This window comes from Streptomyces sp. NPDC032822, from assembly GCF_055578825.1.
This window is the reverse complement of sequence record NZ_JBVIOL010000004.1, coordinates 1-17,496: the sequence shown is the minus strand read 5'-3', so window position 1 is coordinate 17,496 and position 17,496 is coordinate 1. Positions and strand designations below refer to the sequence as shown.

Annotated in this window: 9 protein-coding genes; 5 read left to right on the top strand and 4 right to left on the bottom strand. The window is 72.9% G+C overall.

The features are described 5' to 3' along the window. Nucleotides 1-3 precede the first annotated feature (3 nt). Nucleotides 4-1,428, bottom strand: coding sequence for an MFS transporter (locus ACZ5VD_RS12490; protein ID WP_468550308.1), 1,425 nt, complete (start codon nt 1,426-1,428; stop codon nt 4-6). Between the two features lie 738 nt (nt 1,429-2,166). Between ACZ5VD_RS12490 and ACZ5VD_RS12485 the strand changes: the two genes are divergently transcribed. Both ACZ5VD_RS12485 and ACZ5VD_RS12480 read left to right on the top strand, forming a co-directional pair. Further along, nucleotides 2,167-4,272 (top strand): asparagine synthase-related protein, encoded by a 2,106-nt coding sequence (locus tag ACZ5VD_RS12485; RefSeq protein WP_468682208.1) that lies wholly within the window; start codon nt 2,167-2,169, stop codon nt 4,270-4,272. Nucleotides 4,273-4,886: 614 nt separating this feature from the next. Next, nucleotides 4,887-8,216 (top strand): AfsR/SARP family transcriptional regulator, encoded by a 3,330-nt coding sequence (locus ACZ5VD_RS12480; RefSeq protein WP_468682207.1) that lies wholly within the window; start codon nt 4,887-4,889, stop codon nt 8,214-8,216. Here the strand turns inward: ACZ5VD_RS12480 and ACZ5VD_RS12475 are convergent. Both ACZ5VD_RS12475 and ACZ5VD_RS12470 read right to left on the bottom strand, forming a co-directional pair. Then, nucleotides 8,203-10,194, bottom strand: a complete 1,992-nt coding sequence (locus tag ACZ5VD_RS12475) for a sigma-70 family RNA polymerase sigma factor (RefSeq protein ID WP_468682206.1) — start codon at nt 10,192-10,194, stop codon at nt 8,203-8,205. The genes ACZ5VD_RS12480 and ACZ5VD_RS12475 overlap by 14 nt on opposite strands. Before the next feature lie 362 nt (nt 10,195-10,556). Next, a complete protein-coding gene (locus ACZ5VD_RS12470; protein ID WP_468550312.1) occupies nt 10,557-11,360 on the bottom strand; it encodes a TetR/AcrR family transcriptional regulator in 804 nt (267 codons plus the stop codon). A 372-nt stretch (nt 11,361-11,732) separates the two neighbouring features. Between ACZ5VD_RS12470 and ACZ5VD_RS12465 the strand changes: the two genes are divergently transcribed. Both ACZ5VD_RS12465 and ACZ5VD_RS12460 read left to right on the top strand, forming a co-directional pair. Continuing rightward, a complete protein-coding gene (locus ACZ5VD_RS12465) occupies nt 11,733-13,109 on the top strand; it encodes an NAD(P)/FAD-dependent oxidoreductase (protein WP_468682205.1) in 1,377 nt (458 codons plus the stop codon). Nucleotides 13,110-13,340: 231 nt separating this feature from the next. Next, nucleotides 13,341-15,014, top strand: a complete 1,674-nt coding sequence (locus tag ACZ5VD_RS12460) for a SpoIIE family protein phosphatase (protein WP_468682204.1) — start codon at nt 13,341-13,343, stop codon at nt 15,012-15,014. 8 nt (nt 15,015-15,022) lie between these two features. Here ACZ5VD_RS12460 and ACZ5VD_RS12455 read toward each other — a convergent pair whose 3' ends face one another. Next, nucleotides 15,023-16,312, bottom strand: coding sequence for an MDR family MFS transporter (locus ACZ5VD_RS12455; RefSeq protein ID WP_468682485.1), 1,290 nt, complete (start codon nt 16,310-16,312; stop codon nt 15,023-15,025). 130 nt (nt 16,313-16,442) lie between these two features. Here ACZ5VD_RS12455 and ACZ5VD_RS12450 point away from each other — a divergent pair, with 130 nt between their 5' ends. After that, nucleotides 16,443-16,994, top strand: a complete 552-nt coding sequence (locus ACZ5VD_RS12450; RefSeq protein ID WP_468550315.1) for a MarR family winged helix-turn-helix transcriptional regulator — start codon at nt 16,443-16,445, stop codon at nt 16,992-16,994. Nucleotides 16,995-17,496 lie beyond the last annotated feature (502 nt).

The window sequence follows — 17,496 nt, the reverse complement described above, 5'->3', positions numbered from 1 at the left end:
GGGTCAGGCGGGTGCCATCAGCAGTGGCCGTGCCCGCTCCCGCAGCTCGACCACCCGCGGTTCGTCGCCGTACGGCTCCAGCCGGTGCAGGAGGTCCTTCACGTACTCGGTGGTGCGGGCCGAGGAAATGCGCCCCGCGACCTCCACCGCCCGTACGCCCTGCTCGCATGCGGCGTCGAGGTTGCCGGACTCCAGCTCGGCGACCGCCGACACCACCAGCCGCAGGCCGTGCGAGCGCACGAACTCCTCCGTCGGCTTCGACAGTGCCTGCTCGGTGAAACGGCGGACCTGGCGTGGTGCCTTCAGGTCGCGGTAGCACTCGGCGGCGTCCGCGGCGAAGCGGTCGTACGAGTAGAAGCCGAGCCAGGACGGGTCGTTGTCGCCGTCGCGGGACCGCTCCAGCCAGCCTTCCGCCGCCTTCAGGGCCGCGCCGGCCGCCTGGGCGTCACCCGCGCGCGCGTGGGACCGGGCCTCGACGAGCCGGAAGAAGCTCATCGTGCGGGCGGTGGCCAGGCCCCGGTTGCGCTCCAGCGCGGCCTGGGCGAGGTCGACGCCCTCGTCGCCGAAGCCCCGGTAGGTCGCCTGGAGGGACATGGAGGCCAGCACGTAGCCCCCGAGGGGTACGTCGGCCGCTGCCCGGGCCAGCCGCAGCGCCTGGATGTAGTAGCGCTGTGCGGCCTCCTGCTGGCCCGTGTCGAAGGCCATCCAGCCCGCGAGGCGGGTGAGCTCGGCGCTGGCCCCGAAGAGGGCCCTGCCGACCTCGTCGGAGTAGGAGCCCAGTAAGAGGGGGGCCGCTTCCACCCGCAGACACTCGGGCACCATCGAGGAACGCCAGTCGCCGCCTCCGTACTTGGAGTCCCAGCGCCTGGCGTCCTCCGCGGCCTCCCGCAGCTTCTGCACATCGCTGTGGCCGACTTTGAGCGGTGCGCCGGAGCCCTCGGACGGGTTCACCTCGCGCGCCACCGAGCTGTCGGCCGGGGTTATCAGCCACCGCGAGGCAGGCGTCGCGTACGCGCTTACTGCGAACGATCCGGCCAGCGACTGCCAGATGCCACCGGTGCCGGCCCGGCGCCCCGCGAGGTCGAGCCGGTACAGCTCGGTCGCCGAGCGCACCGCCTGTCCGACGTCCCGGGGGAAGGCGAGGCCCACCTCGGGTGCGGGATCCGCGTCCGCCAGGCCGATCTCGTGGAGCGGCACCGGGCGGCCGAGCTTCTGCCCTATGGCGGCGGCGATGAGGTGCGGCGCGGCACCCTGCGGCACCATGCCCTTCGATACCCAGCGCGCCACGGAGGTCTTGTCGTAGCGAAGAGTCAACCCGCGTTGGGCGCCAAGGTCGTTGACGCGACGCGCGAGTCCTGCGTTGCTGATTCCCGCGAGGGCGAGAACGGCGCCGAGTTTTTCGTTCGGCCCGCGTTGCTCCCTGGACATTGCGCCACCCCTCGACACAGACGGCTGCCGCGCTGGCATAACCACGCGGCATTCGTAAACCCAGCGTAGTTCGCCGCATCCCATGCGTTAAGAGGCATTGTTCCGGATGGCGGGATTGTGGTCCGTACTGAAGTACGGGTCCGATACGCGCAGTTGCTTCGTGCTCCTGTTGTGTGGCCGTGCGCCTGTGTGTGCGCTCTTCTCCGGCCATCGCGGGAGCGGTTCCATGGGTCGTGCGTGGGTCGGCCCGCTGTACTGGATCCAGTGGGCTGGGGGACACCGCCGCCTACATCCCCGCGGGTGGCGGAACGGCCCGGGGGGCGTCATCCGTCTCCCGGGCTGCGCGCTCGCCGGACGGTGGGCGCGGCATGTACGGAGCGTGTGCAACGCCGTTCCGTTGGCGCCGAATTGGCCGAAAAGCGACCCTCCCCTGCGCGGGCCATCAGCCCTCCCACCATGGAACTTGAGGGCGCGCAGGGCGTTTTGGGGGAGCGTTTCGGGGGCGCATTCGCGTCGCAGTCATTCTGCCGTACGCCTTCGACCATCATGCCGCAGGCCCTCGACAGCCCCTCGATCTTCCTGCCTCGCCCGGGTGTTCGACGGGGTGCGCCTGTCTCCGACGGGGCGCATTCCGGGGAGCGCAAGCGGCTCCGCCGTCCCTCCGGTGCGCCTCCTTCATGGCAGCATGGTGCCGAGTTCGTACGGTGCACTGGTTGTCCACAGCCTGTGGAGGCGTCGATGCGGTGGTTGGTGGGATGGAGCAGCACCGCCGCGAGGGCAGCCGAAATCGGCTCCGCGGGCGCGGTCGGACACGACGGCGAGACGCTGCACCCGGTGGGCTCCCATCTTCTGTGGGGCGACCCCGATCCGCTGTGGGCGGTCGGCGACTGGCGCCCCGACGAGGTGCGGGTGGTCCAGGCCGACGCCCAGACCCGGATCGCGGTCCTCGGCATCTGCGGGGCGACGGACGAGCAGCTGCGGGTCGGCCTGTTCGCCGCACGCGGTGGCGCCCTACGGCATCTGACGGCCTGGCCGGGCAGTTACACGGCCGTCGTCCAGGTCGGCCGCCGGATCACCGTCTGCGGAGACCTGGCGGGCGCCCGGCCCGTGTTCCACACCCCCTGGGCCGGCGGCACCGCCTACGCCACGGCCGCGCTCCCGCTCGCCGACCTCATCGAGGCCAACCTCGACTACGGTCACCTCGCCGCCCTGCTCGCCGCCCCCGACGTGCCGGCCGCGCTGCACGACTCCACCCCGTACGACGGCGTACGGCGCATTCCGCCGGGGCATGCGCTGATCCTGCGCGCCGGGGCGCGCGAGATCGCCGGCTACGAACACGTCGCCTCCCTCGCGGTGGCGGCACCCTCCGCCGACCCGGACAGCGCGGTGGACGCCGTGGGGGAGGCACTGGTGGAGGCGGTACGCGCACGCCTGTCCGCTCCCCGCCACGTCCCCGGCTCCGACATCGACCCCGGGCCGGTCCCCGGCATGGGGCCCGCGGAACGCCGTGCCGCGCGCGGGATGCCCGTCCCCGGCATCGGGGCGGACCTCTCCGGCGGCCCCGCCTCGGGAACCCTGGCCCTGCTCGCCGCCGGCCTCCCGGGCATGCCGGGAACGGTGCTGGGGCACGGCACGGGCGCGGGGGAGCGGCTGCTGGCCGTCACCTTCAACGACCTGGCCGTCGGCGGCCGGGAGTCCGAGCTGGAACGCGCGGGCACCCTCGCGGCCAACCCGCGGCTGCACCACGTGGTGGTGACCGGCGGCGAGGAGACCCTCCCCTACGTCGACCTCGACGGCCCGCTGACCGACGAACCCGGCGCCTGCCTGGTGACGGCGGCCAGCCACCGTGCCCGCCTCGCCTCCGGCAGCGCGGACCACTTCACCGGCTACGGCGCCCGCCAGGTCCTGGACGCCCACCCGGCCCGCCTCGCCGACCTCCTGATGGACCGCAAACGCCGTCACCTCGTACGCCCCGTCGCCGCGCTCGCCAAGGCGGACGGCTCGGTGCTGGTCCCCGCGCGCGTGTACGGTGCCGCGCGGCGCCTGGCCCGTACGCCGTACCGCGCCGGTCTGGAGGTCCTCGCCGACCGCCTCATGCAGCGCAGTTTCGACGAGCCCGGCGGTGCCGTGGGGGCGTCCCTGTCCGCGCTCGCCTGGGCCAGACCGGGCCCCGCGGCGCGCTGGCTGACAGGTGAGGCGCTCGCTGAAGTATCGGTTCGCCTCCAGGGGGCGACCCATCGCTCCGGGATCGGCCCGGGCCAGCGCCCCGGCGACTACCGGGCGCGGGCCGCGCTCGCCCGTGGCGCGGCGGAACTCCGCATCCTCGAACAGGCCGCCGAGATCCGCTTCCAGCGCCTGCACGCGCCCTTCCTCGACAACCAGGTCGTCCGCGCCTGCCGCGCCCTCCCGGAGGCGCTGCGGGTCCAGCCGGGCGCCAGGGCGGAGATCCTGCGTACGGTCCTTGAGGGCGCCGGCGTCGCCGACCTCCCCCCGGGCTGGGGAGCCCCGTCCCACGCCCCCTCGGCGGCAGCCGCCCGTACGGGCCTCCGGGTGGCCTCGGACTCCCTGATGGACCTCTTCGGCACCCCGATGCTGGCCCAGGCCGGCCTGGTCGAGGCGCGGGTCGTCCGCAAGGCGTTGCGTGGCGCGGCCGAGGGCGAACCCCTCCCCCTCGACGGCCTCGCCGACCTGGTCGCCCTCGAACTCTGGCTCCGCCGCCTCCTCTCCCGCCGAGGCACCTGCTGGACAGGAACCCCGGCACGCACGCGTGCCGTCCCGGAAGGCATCACCCCCCAAAGAGGCGCCCTGGGAGCGGGAGCCTCGGGCGGCGCGGCCCTGGCCTGACACCAGCCCCGAGGACGGAGACCAACCCCGAGGGCCGGTACGACTGCGGATCGGGCAACCACCTTTCGGTGCACCAGGTCGGTTGTTCAGGCGGGTTGTTCGGCCGAGTGGGTTGGGTGGCGTGGGCCGGGGACCCGGGTGCGCTGCTCAGCCCGCTGGGTTGGGGGTCGCGGGCCGGGGCGCGCTGTTCGGCCCACCGGGACCCCACCGGGTGGGGTCCCGGTGCGCCGCGCGGTTTGCAGGGTCTCGGGGGCTCAGCGCGCGTTGCTCGACCCACCGGGCGGGAGCCGGGGCGCGTTGCGCGATTCCGGGTCGCTCGGTCCGGCGAGCCGAGTGGTCCGAGGTGCGGCGCTCGGTCCGGCGAGTCGTCTGCCCTGTGGGGTCACTTCTCGGTCGGCCGAGTCGGGTGGTGGGTGGGCATAGGTCCGGGGGTCTGGGGGCGGAGCCCTCAGCCGAGGCCCGCACCGACGCCGGGTTCGCGCCGACGGGGGTTACACCGCTCGTGGGGCGACGTCCATCGCCGGGCGGTACCGATCGCCGTCGACGTCCACCGCCGTCGACGTCAATCGCCGCGTCCGCGCACCCCGCACAGTCACCCCGGCGACAATGACCCGGTGCGGTACAGAATCCTGGGCGTCACCCAGGCCGAGGACGAGAACGGCAGCGCCGTACCCCTGGGCGGCCCCCGCCTCCGTACCCTCCTCGCCGCCCTCGCCCTGCGTCCCGGCCGCGTCACCACCCCGGACACCCTGATCGACGAGGTGTGGGCCGACTCCCCGCCCCAGGACGCCCCGGCCGCCCTCCAGGCCCTCGTCGCCCGCCTCCGCCGTATCCCCGGCATCGGCAAGGACGCGATCACCTCCGAACCCGGCGGCTACCGCCTCGCCGCCACCGATCACGACGTGGACCTCTTCGTCTTCGAGCGGCTGGCGCGCGCGGGCATCGCCGCCCTGGACCGGGGCGACGCCCCCGCCGCCGCCCGCGACCTCGACGCCGCCCTCGCCCTGTGGCACGGCCCCGCCCTCGCCGACCTCCCCGACCGCACCGCCGCGACCCGCCCGGAGGCGCTGCGCCGGGAGGCGACCCGCGCCCGGCTGGGGGCGCACCTGCTGCTGGGCCGCGCGAAGGACGTCGTACCGGAGCTGCGGGAACTGACCACGGCACAGCCGTACGACGAATCCCTGCACGTCCTCCTCATCCGCGCTCTGCGCGACTGCGGCCGGAGCGCCGACGCCCTCGCCGCCTACGACACCGCCCGCCGCGCCCTCGCCGACGGCCTCGGCACGGACCCCGGCCCGGAACTGCGCACCCTGCACGCCGAACTCCTCGCCCCCACCGCGCCCCAGCTCTCCCCTCACCCCCAACCCCCCGAACGCACCGGCAACATCCGTCCCCGTCTGACGTCCTTCGTCGGCCGGGAACCCGAGCTCGACGCCATCCGTTCCGCAGTGCACAGGGCCCGCCTCGTCACCCTCACCGGACCGGGCGGCTCCGGAAAGACCCGTCTCGCCGAGGAGGCCGCCGCCGGTCTCCCGCAGGCGTGGCTGGTCGAGCTCGCCCCGCTCGACCGGCCGGAGGCGGTGCCGGGCGCGGTGGTCAGCGCGCTCGGTCTGCGCGAGACCGTGCTCATGACCAATGAGCTGACGGCTCAGCAGGACGACCCGGTCGCCCTGCTGATCGAGTACTGCGCACCGCGCAGCCAACTCCTGATCCTTGACAACTGCGAACATGTCATCGGCGCGGCCGCCTCCCTCGCCGAGACCCTGCTCACCCACTGCCCGGGGCTCACCGTTCTCGCCACCAGCCGCGAACCCCTGGGCGTCCCGGGCGAGTCGGTCCGCCCGGTCGAGCCCCTTCCCAGCGACCAGGCGCACCGCCTCTTCGCCGAGCGCGCTGCCACCGTCCGCCCAGGCCCGGACACCGTGCTCGCCGACCGGGAGGCCGTCGCGGAGATCTGCCGCCGCCTCGACGGACTGCCGCTCGCCATCGAACTGGCCGCGGCCCGGCTGCGAATGCTCACGCCCCGGCAGATCGCCGACCGGCTGGACGACCGCTTCCGCCTGCTCACCTCCGGCAGCCGTACGGCCCTGCCCCGCCAGCAGACCCTGCGCGCGGTCGTCGACTGGTCCTGGGACCTGCTCGACGAGCGGGAGCGCACGGTGCTCTGCGAGGCCTCCGTGTTCGCCGGCGGCTGGCACCTCGAAGCGGCCGAGGCCGTGTGCACCGGCCCGGCGGCGGACCTGATCGGGGCGCTTGTCGACAAGTCCCTGATCGTGGCCACCCCCGGCGAGGACCACGGCGGCATGCGGTACCGCATGTTGGAGACGATCCACGAGTACGTCGTCGAGCGCGCCGTCGAGTCCCCGGCCCTGCGCACCGCGGCCGAGCGCCGGCACCGCGCGTGGGTGCGCGCCCTGGTCGAGGAGGCCGAGCCGCTGCTGCGCTCCGCCGCCCAACTGCCCTGGATCTCCCGGCTGGAGACCGAGTTGGACAACATCCGCGGGGCCCTCGACCGCGCGCTGAGGGCCGGCGCGGAGGAGGAGGCCGGTGCCCTCGCCCTCGCCATGGGCTGGTTCTGGTGGCTGCGCAACTACCGGCGTGAGGGAGCGGAATGGATCGAACGAGCCCTCCACCTGAGCGTGCCCCGCCACGCACCACTGACCGAGACCGCCACCCGGGCCGCCCCCGCTTCCTCCCCGGTCACCGCCGCCTCCTCCCGCGCCACTCCTGCCTCGTCCCCGGTCCCTTTCGATCCCATAGAGACCTTCCTCGCCGCCCCGGACGACGAGGAGCCGCACCACCCCCTGCACGCCCAGCGGATGAACCTCCGGATCCTGCACCTCTTCCTCAAGGCCGAGGTGGAGCCGATGGTGACGCGACCGGACGAGCGGCTGCGGGCGTATGTCGGCCGGGTGCGGCGCCACTTCGCGCGGGGCGGCCCGGACGCGGCCCGGATGCCGGGCCTCCTCTGGCCCATGACCACCCACATCGACAGCGACCTGCTGCACGCCCGGTCCTTCATGGACGCCGCCGTCGCCAACTGCCGTGCCCACGGCGACGACTGGGCGGTCGCCGTCATCCTGATGTTCCGCACGCACCTGGTCGTCGACTCACCGGGCGGCATGCCGGGGGTGGACGGCGACCTGGAGGAGCTGCGGTCGCTCGGCCGCCGGGTCGGCGACCGCTGGGTCCGGGCCCAGGTGTGCAGCGCGGCGGGCGAGGCCGCCATGGCGCGCGGTCGTTTCGCGGAGGCCCAGGGGGAGTACGAGGAGGCGCTGCGGCTCGCCTACGAGGTGGGGGCGTACGCGGAGACGCCGTTCCTCCTGGCCCGGCTCGCCGAGATCTCGTACCGCACGGACGACCGGTCGGCCGCGCTGACCGCGCTGGACGAGGCGAGCGCCGCCGCCGACCGCCACAACGTCCCGGACAGCCGGTCGTTCGTCCTGCTCCTGCGGGCGGAGATCGCCCTGGACGACAAGGACTCCGTCGCCGCGCGCCGATGGTTCGAGGCGGCCCGCGTCGAGTCCGAGCGGGGGAGCCCGCCGCCCCAGTTCCTGGTGATGCTGCACTCGGTGGAGGCGATGGTGACGGTCGCCGAGTCGGGCCCGGAACGCGGGCTGCCGCGGCTGGTCGACACCGTCCGGGAGGCGGTGGAGAAGCGGTGCGCCGACGTGGTCGTGGCAACGCTGGTGGACGGCACGGCCGCCCTGCTCTGCGAGCTCGGCGACCTCCCGCGCGCGGTCCGGCTGTTCGCCGCCGCGCGGCGGTTGCGCGGCGGCGAACAGCGTCCCCTGCCGGAGAGCGCGCACGCCGAGCGGGCCGAGTCCGTCGCCCGCGAAGGGCTCGGCCCGCTGCGGTTCGCGTCCGAGCACACCCGGGGCACCGCCCTCACCCCGCAGGACGTCCTCGACGAACTCGCCGAGGCGGTGCTCAGGAGCAGGTGAACTTCGACTCCGCCCAGTCCGCGAGCATCAGGTTGTCGAAGTGGCTGTGCGGCTCCACCACCAGCCGTACGGTCGAGCGCCCCGCGAGGTTCACATGGACCGGCACCGCCGGATCCCCGCCCTCGACCAGCCCGGACCTCCACAGCTGGACGCCGTCGGCCTGCACCGAGAAGTAGACCTTGCCCAGGCCGGCCGTCATGTCGTCGACGCCGACCAGCGCGTCGTAGGCGGAGCACTCGCGGTTGAGGTCGATGGCGACGGAGGAGCGGCCGTGCACCGTCACGCCGTGCGTGTACTGCCGGTCGGCGATCGAGACGCCGTACCGCTGCCACACCCAACTGCTCCCGCCGAGCCGCATCTCGGGCTCGGTACCGTCACCGGTGATGTCGTACGACAGCTCGCTCCACTGGTAGACGGCCGGGGCGGGCGGCGGGGGAGTCGGCGTGGGGGTGGGCTTCGGTGTGGGCGTCGGCTTCGGGGCGGGGGCCGGCCTGGAGCCAGGAGGCGGGGTGGGAGCCGGCGCGGAGGGCGGCTTCGGCTTCGGTGTCGGGGTGGGGGTCGGGGTGGGCGTGGGCGTGGGGGTCGGTGCCAGTACCGCGGGCACCGGCCCGGGTTCCTTCTTCGGCGGTGCCGGTGTGTTCTGCGCGGGCTCGATCGCCGGTGTGGACGCGGGCGGCTTGGCGTCCGGCCTCCTGGCCGGGCTGTCGTCGCCGATCAGCGCGAGCGCCACCGCGGCGGCGGCCACGGCCACCACACCGGCCGCGATACCGGCCTTCACCGGCGCGCCCAGCCCCTCGGAGGCCGCGGCCCCGCCACCGGCGCCCGCGCCGCCGGACGAGCCGCCGCCCGCCGCTGCTGCCGCCCCCGCGGCACCGGCCGCGCCCGCCCCGGCCCCGCCGGCGATGAACCCGACCGCCTTGGCGTACCCGGCGGCACCGAACCAGCCGATGATCGCGACCGGCACGACGGCCGGGATCCCGCTGGCGACTTCCTTGATCTGGCCCGCGGCCAGCCGGCACTTGGCGCACTCCTCCAGGTGCTTGCGCAGGCCCCGTTCGGCACGGGTGCGCAGGCCGCCGCGGGCGTACGCGCCGAGCCGGTCGGCGTAGCGCGCGCACTCCTCGTCGTCGGCGAGGGTGGCGCTGACGTGGGCCTGGAGGTAGGCCTGCTTGAGGCCTTCGCGGGCCCGACTGGCGAGCACCCGGGTGCCGTTGGCGTCGAGTCCGAAGAGCGTGGCGACCTCGCTGGGCGACTCGTCCTCGACCTCGGTGTGCCACAGCACGGCCTGCCAGCGCTCGGGCAGCGACCTGAAGGCCTGCATGGCCATCGACTGCTCGGCCTCGTGCATCGCCCGCACATCGGCGCCCAGGTCGAGTGTGTCGTCGTCGGACACCTCGGAGACCCGCGTGGACTGCGCGGCGAACAGCGCGAAATCGTCTACCAGTTGCTCCCGTTTCGCGGACTTCGTCCAGCTCGCGGCGACCCGTCGGACGGTGGTGAGCAGATAGGCGCGTACGGAGTGTTCGGGGCCGGAGCCGCCGCGTACCGCCTGGAGCATGCGGGCGAAGACCTCGGCCGTGAGGTCGTCGGCGGTGTGGCCGTCCCGGCAGCAGGTGCGGGCGTACCGGCATACCGCGTCCGCGTGGCGCCGGTAGAGCTCGGTGTAGGCGGTGTCGTCGCCCGAGCGCATCCGCTCGATCAGGTCGGCGTCGGAGGGTGGCAGCTCCCTCGGCGGCGGCAGGATCCCGCCGTCCTCGCGCCGGTCGCGCTGTGTCGGCACGGTGCCCTCGACGGGCTCGCCGCCCTGCGCGGGGACGGTGGCCTCCACGGGCCCGGCCGCGATCGGCTCGCCGCCGTGCGGGACACCGGCCCGTCCCCCCTGGCTCGGCACATGCGGCGAGGCCGCACCGCCGGACTCCGCACCGCCGGACTCCGCGTCGTCGTCACCGAGTGACCCGTCGCGCCCGTCAAAGCTCATCGCGGAAAGCCCCCGCCGCCTGCCCTACAGTCCCGAACACCGGGTCAGAGTGCCATATTGGCTTTTGTTCAGAACCCCTGAGTGCGGACCGTCCACTCGTCCGTGGGGACTTACCGCAACGCAGTACTAGCCCTCACTCGAACGGGGAAGGGTCAAGTGGCGCTCCTGGAGCCGGAGTTGAGAGGCGTGACGGAAATGCCCGGCATGTTCCCGGGCGATGTTCGAGGCGAGGGCCACGCAGCACCCACGCCCCATGTCACCTGTACGAGTCACCGCTCACCGCGGGGCGAGCACCCCGGGCCCACCGCGGGGCGAGTAGCTCACCCGCCCGCTTGCCCGCCCGTCCCCACCTCTGCCCGCCGTCACGCCGGCCGTGACCGCAGTCCCTCCAGCAGGATGTCCAGCAGCCGCGCCGAGGCCGCCGCCTGCTGTGCCGGATCCGGCAGCGAAGGCGCCGCCGTGGCGATCACCAGCAGGACGTCCGACACCGACACGTCGGGCCGCAGCGCACCGGCCGCACGCGCCCGGTCCACGAGCTGACCGACGACCTCCAGGAGCGCCGCCGCTCCCGTGTCGTCGTCCGCGAGCACCTGGGAGTCCTCGGGCACCAGCCGCAGCTCCCCGGAACCCGGCTGGGTCCGCTGCTGCGGCACCCGCGCCTCGTCCGGCGCGCCCTCGTCCGCCACGCCGACCCGCAGCACCTGTGGCGGCAGCAGCCGCCCGGCGCCCGAGGCCACCGACGTCCGCAGGAAGCGCGACAGCGCCGACCACGGCTCGTCCTCCTGACCGAGCGCCGAACGCGCCTGGTCGGTCAGCCGGGAGGTCTCCTCCTCGGCTATCCGACGCACCAGGACGTCCTTGCTCGGGAAGCGCCGGTACACCGTGCCGACACCGACCCGCGCGCGCCGCGCCACGTCCTCCATCGGCGCGCCGTACCCCAGCTCGCCGAAGACCTCGCGCGCCGCGCGCAGTACGTGCTCCAGATTGCGCTGTGCGTCCACGCGCAGCGGTGTCGTCCGCGCGCTGTCCGCGCGTCCGTTGCCCGTCGCCGCGCTCATCGAGGAGCTCATCGCCGAGCCCATCGTCGATCCGACCGCTCCGCCCATCGCCCCGCCACCGGGTGTGATGGTGGACACGGACGGCCAATGAGAGTCCTGAACATGCATAAGTGATCCCCCGGTAATGACGTCTCCCCCCGGAGACTCCCCGTCATCGAAAGCCGGAGCGAGCGGAACAAACCCGCTTCACGGATCCGCCCCAGCGGACCCGAAGGCGCATCCCCCTACACCCCGTCGACACACGAACATAGTTGAGTGGGGGTCAATTCAGAAGGGGCACGTTCCGCACAGAGCGCCCCCCGATCGGAGTACGGATCACATAAGTCCCGATTGCGCCCCCTCCCGTCCCCCGACACATACCCGCTGACCTGGGAACCTTCCCCGCGCGTCGGCGATTCGGCCAACCCGGCGCGCCGCGGACCCGCGGTCACACAAATTGTCGAGCCTGTGGACAAACGCAAGCGTCGGGTGCGTCATGGGGTGGTGAAGGAACGTGCGCGCATTCTGGTTGTCGGCGGCGGCTACGTCGGGATGTACACGGCTCTGCGCCTGCAGCGGAGGCTGAGAGGGGAACTCGCGCGGGGCGATGTGGAGATCACCGTCGTCACCCCCGATCCGTACATGACCTACCAGCCGTTCCTCCCCGAGGCGGCCGCCGGCTCGATCTCCCCCCGCCATGTCGTCGTACCGCTGCGCCGCGTCCTGGACCGCTGCCGGATCGTCGTCGGCGAGGTCACCTCGATCGACCACGCCAAGCGCACCGCCACCCTCGCCACCCTCGCCACCGAGGAGGACGGCACCGGCCCGGAGCCGCTGACGTACGACGAACTGGTCCTCGCCCCCGGCTCGATCTCGCGCACCCTGCCCGTCCCCGGTCTCGCCGAGCACGGCGTCGGCTTCAAGACCGTCGAGGAGGCCATCGGCCTGCGCAACCACGTCATCGAGCAGATGGACATCGCCTCCTCCACCCGCGACCCCGCCGTCCGCGACGCGGCCCTCACCTTCGTCTTCGTGGGCGGCGGCTACGCCGGCGTCGAGGCCCTCGGCGAGCTGGAGGACATGGCCCGCTACACCGCGCGGTACTACCACAACGTCCAGCCCGAGGACATGAAGTGGATCCTCGTCGAGGCCTCGGACCGCATCCTGCCCGAGGTCGGCGAGGAGATGGGCCGCTACACCGTCTCCGAACTGCGCCGCCGCAACATCGACGTACGCCTGAACACCCGCCTGGAATCCTGCGCCGACCGCGTGGCCGTCCTCAGCGACGGCGCCCGCTTCCCCACGCGTACGGTCGTCTGGACGGCCGGCGTCAAACCCCACCCGCTCCTCGCCGCCACCGACCTGCCCCGCACCACACGCGGTCGGCTGAGGTGCACCCCGGAGCTGACGATCGAGGGCGCCCCGCACGCGTGGGCGGCCGGAGACGCCGCCGCTGTCCCCGACGTCACGGCGGAACCCGGCACGGAGACCGCCCCCAACGCCCAGCACGCGGTCCGCCAGGCGAAGGTCCTCGGCGACAACATCGCGCACTCCCTGCGCGGCGAGCCGCTCGAAACGTATGCCCATAAGTACGTGGGGTCGGTGGCGTCCCTGGGACTGCACAAAGGTGTCGCGTACGTCTACGGACGCAGGCTCAAGGGCTACCCTGCCTGGTTCATGCACCGCGTCTACCACCTGAGCAGGGTGCCCACCTTCAATCGCAAGGCCCGTGTCCTGGCGGAATGGACCTTGTCCGGACTCTTCAAGCGGGAGATCGTCTCCCTCGGATCGCTCGAACATCCCCGAGCGGAGTTCGAACTCGCGGCCGGTGGAAAGCCTCCTCACGACCCGACGAACGACCCGAAGGGGTCGTCCTGACCGGACCGAGGAACTCCAGCCGAGGGGTAGGCGTCTGACGGATGTCGCCCCGCGCGGCCGCCCTGCCAGACTGGCCCCGACCGTGGACGGACAGACCCCGTCCCTCGAACCCACTTCGAACCACGAGGCTTTCCCCACCGTGCTGCAACCCCGGGGTGCCACACCCCAGACCCCCGACCGGGTCCGGAGCCGGCAGAAGACGCCGCAGACGACGACACGAGGCAAGGATTCGTGAACTTCACGCGCTGGAGCGCCCGGCTCCCCGGAACGCAGCGCCGCGCGGCAGCGCGGACCGACCACCAGGTCACACCGGACCTGCGGCCGGACGGCGCGGGCTCCGTGCCCGCGGCCCGCGCCGAACAACTCACCGACGAGGCACCGCCCGTGCCCGCCGTCGACGAACTCCCGGTCCGCGAGGTCCTGGACCGCGTCCCGGCCCTCGTCGCCCTCGTCCACGGCCCCGACCACCGCCTCGCCTACGTCAACGACGCCTACGTCACCGCGTTCGGCCCCCGCACCACCGGCGACCCGGCCCGCGAGGCCCTCCCGGAACTCGACGAACTCGGCCTGCTCCCGCTCCTGGACCAGGTCCTGCGCAGCGGCAAGCCGCGCACGGTCAAGTCCCGCAAGGCCCCCGACGGCCGCTCCTACACCTTCACCTGCACCCCGGTCACCGAGGGCGACGGCGCCGCCGCCGTCCTCGTCTTCGCGACGGACGTCACCGACCACGCCGAAGCCGCCGAGCGCCTCAGAGCCAGCGAACGCCGCCAGCGCGAGACCGCCGTCACCCTCCAGCGCTCCCTGCTCCCCCAGGAGCTGGAGGAGCCCGACGACCTCCGGATCGCCGCCACCTACCTGCCCGGCGGCACCGAGGCCGCGGTCGGCGGCGACTGGTACGACGTGATCACCCTCGGCGGCGGCCGCACCGCCCTCGTCATCGGCGACGTGATGGGCCGCGGGGTCCGCGCGGCAGCGATCATGGGCCAACTCCGTACGGCGGTCCGGGCGTACGCCCGCCTGGACCTGCCCCCGCACGAGATCCTCCAGCTCCTGGACGGACTCGCCGCGGAGATCGACGCCAACCAGATCGCCACCTGCGTGTACGCCATCCACGACCCGAACGAGGGCCGGCTGGTCTACGCCTCGGCGGGCCACCTGCCCATCCTGGTCCGTGACGAGAGCGGGGTGGTCCAGCGCGCCGACGAACCGACCGGCCCGCCGCTGGGCACCGGCGGCTGGATGCACGCCTCGGGCTCGATCGCCCTGGGCCCCGGCTCCACGGCCGTCCTCTACACCGACGGCCTGGTGGAACGCCGTGACGAGGACCTGGACGAGGGCATCGCCTCGCTGGAACGAGCCCTGTCCGGCGCCACCGGCACCCCTCAGGTGGTCTGCGACCGACTGGTCCGGGCATCCGGGGTCACGGCGGAGCACGACGACGACGTGGCGGTCCTGGTCCTCCAGCACCCCGCCCACACCGGCCCCGACAGCGAGCTCTTCCGCAACGCCGCCCTGGAACTCCTCGGCGGCGTGGAAGCGGCCCCCCGCGCGCGGGCGTTCGCCTCCGGCGTCCTGACCAGCTGGCGGTTCCCGGTGGAACTGCACGACCTCGGCGTCCTGGCCGTGAGCGAACTGGTCGCGAACTCCCTCCAGCACGGCACCCCACCGATGCGCCTACGCCTGCGCCGCACCGACCGCCGCCTGATCGTCGAGGTCACGGACGGCGACGACCATCTGCCCCGGCGCCGCCGCGCCGAACCCGGCGACGAGTCCGGCCGGGGCATCGCCATCGTGGCGACGATCGCCTCGGCCTGGGGATCCCGCCGGACGCCGGGCGGCGGAAAGGCCGTGTGGTGCGAGTTCGGCCTGCCGGGGGCGCCCAAGCCGACAGGGGCCGCCCTCTGAGGTGAGGCTCAGGCGCTCGCCCGGGCCTGGTCCACCGGAGTCGGGCCACCCTGGGCCACCACCCGGCTCCGCGCCGACCAAGGCCGGTCCTGCGCGAGGGTGAGCTGCCGCCCCAGCCGCACCGCCAGGACACTGATGCCCAGCGAGAACAGCAGGAACGTCACGATGTACGGCGCGTGCAGCGAGGCCCCCATGGGTCCGCCGATGGCCGGCCCGAGCGCCAGCGCAAGCTGCTTCACCAGGGCGAAAGCGGAGTTGTACTGACCCGCCATCCCCTCCGGCGCGAGATCGGCGACCAGCGGCGCGACGGTCGGCGACAGCATCGCCTCACCCAGCCCGAACAGCGCGTACGTCGACACGAACGCCGCCGTGGCCATCTCCTGGCTGCCGTGCCCGAGCCCCGCGTAGCCCGCTGCGACCCACGCCACGGCCCAGATCAGCCCCACGGCCGCGATCACCCGGGACCGACTCCGCCGCTCCACGAACTTCAGTACGGCGAACTGCGCGACCACGATCATCGCGGTGTTCGCGGCCAGCGCCGTGCCGAGGGCGGACGTCGAGATCCCGGCGGCCTCCACGCCGTACGCGCTCAGCCCCGACTCGAACTGGCCGTAGCAGGCGAAGAACAGCACGAAGCCCAGGACGCACAGCTGCACCATGGCCCGGTTGCCCAGCAGCTGCTTCCAGCTGCCCTTGCCCGAGCGCCCCGGCGCGTCCTCGAACCGCGGCGAGTGCGGCATCCGCACGCTCGCCATCACTCCGGCCAGCAGCAGGAACATCGCCGCCTCGATCGCGAACAGCAGGGTGAAGGACGAGACGCGGGTGGTGTCGACGAGGTGACCGCCGATGAGCCCGCCGACGCCGAGTCCCAGGTTCTGCAGGAAGAACTGCGTGGCGAAGGCCCGTGAACGGGTGTCGGCGGTCGAGCAGTCCACGATCATCGTCGCCAGCGCCGGCTGCATCACGGCCTGCCCGGCCCCGAGCGCGGCCGCCGACAGCAGCACGGTCGTCGCGTTGCTCGCCAGCCCGAGGCTCAGGGCCCCCACAGCGGCGGTGACCAGAGCCACGAGCAGCACCGGCAGCGGGCCCCGCCGGACGATGGCCCGCCCGGCGAACGGCAGCACGATCAGCGCCGCCACGGCGAAGACGGCGAGGACGAGCCCCGCCGTCATGGCACCCAGTCCTCGTACCTGCGCCACGTAGACGTACAGATAGGGGACGGTGAAGCCGAGCCCGAACGCGCTGAGTGCGTTGCCCACGTGGATCCGGCGCATCGCTGCGCCCATCGCCCTGGTCACGTTCACCTCTTCCAAGGTAGTGAGGAGCCCTCAGTAGTTAGAGCTGAAGACTTCGAAGCTAAAGTTAGATCCTGAACAATACACACCGAAGGACTTCAACGCCAAGCGGGCCCGTGCCATACTCCGGCCCATGGGCGACAACCCCGGCAGCCTCGGCGAGCCGACCCTCGAAGAGCAGATCGCCGCCTACCAGCGCGAGTTCCAGGACCTCGACCCCCAGGTCGAGAAGATCGTCTCGGCCCTGTCCCGCCTGAACCGCCGTATGAACGTCGCATACGGACGCCAGACCGCCGCCCTCGGCATCGGCAACGCCGAGTGGGAGGTCCTCAAGGCCCTCGTCCTCTCCGGCGCCCCCTATCGGCTGGGCCCCAGCGACCTCGCCAAGCGGCTCGGCCTGACGCCGGCCGCGATGACCCACCGGATCGACCGCATGCTCACCGAGGGTCTGGTCACCAGGGAGCGCGACGAGTCCAACCGCGTCCGCGTGATCGTGGAGCTCACCTCCAAGGGCCGCGAGAAGTGGCTGGAGGCGATGCGTCTCGCCACGGTCTTCGAGGGCGACCTGCTCCAGGACCTCTCGGCGGAGGAGCGCACCGGCCTCGAAGAGGTCCTCACCCGCCTCCTGCGCAGGGTGGAGCACGCCCAGCCGGACGCCGGCGGGCGCCTCACGGACCTGGACTGACACCGCCGTAAAAGTTCTTGACAGGCGGCGCTTGACACGCCCCTGCCGGATCCGTAGAGTTCTTCGGGTTGCCGCGGAGCCGTAACGGTTCTTCGACAACACCTCCGCCGCATCAGCGGCACCACAAACCACCAGCATGATCTCCTCAGCGGAGTTGAATTCGGCGTGCCCGAATTCAATTCGATTTGGGGCCCGCAGCTCGATTAGGAACTGCCGGGAGGATCCGCTAGGGTTTGAGACGTCGGAACGGCCCAACGGCCGGGAAGGCAAGCCCCTCTGACTGGGAGTCAGGCCCGAAAGGATCTGATAGAGTCGGAATCGCCGGAAAGGGAAACGCGGAAGCGGGAACCTGGAAAGCACCGAGGAAATCGGATCGGAAAACGGTCTGGTAGAGTCGGAAACGCAAGACCGAAGGGAAGCGCCCGGAGGAAAGCCTGAGAGAGTCTCTCGGGTGAGTACAAAGGAAGCGTCCGTTCCTTGAGAACTCAACAGCGTGCCAAAA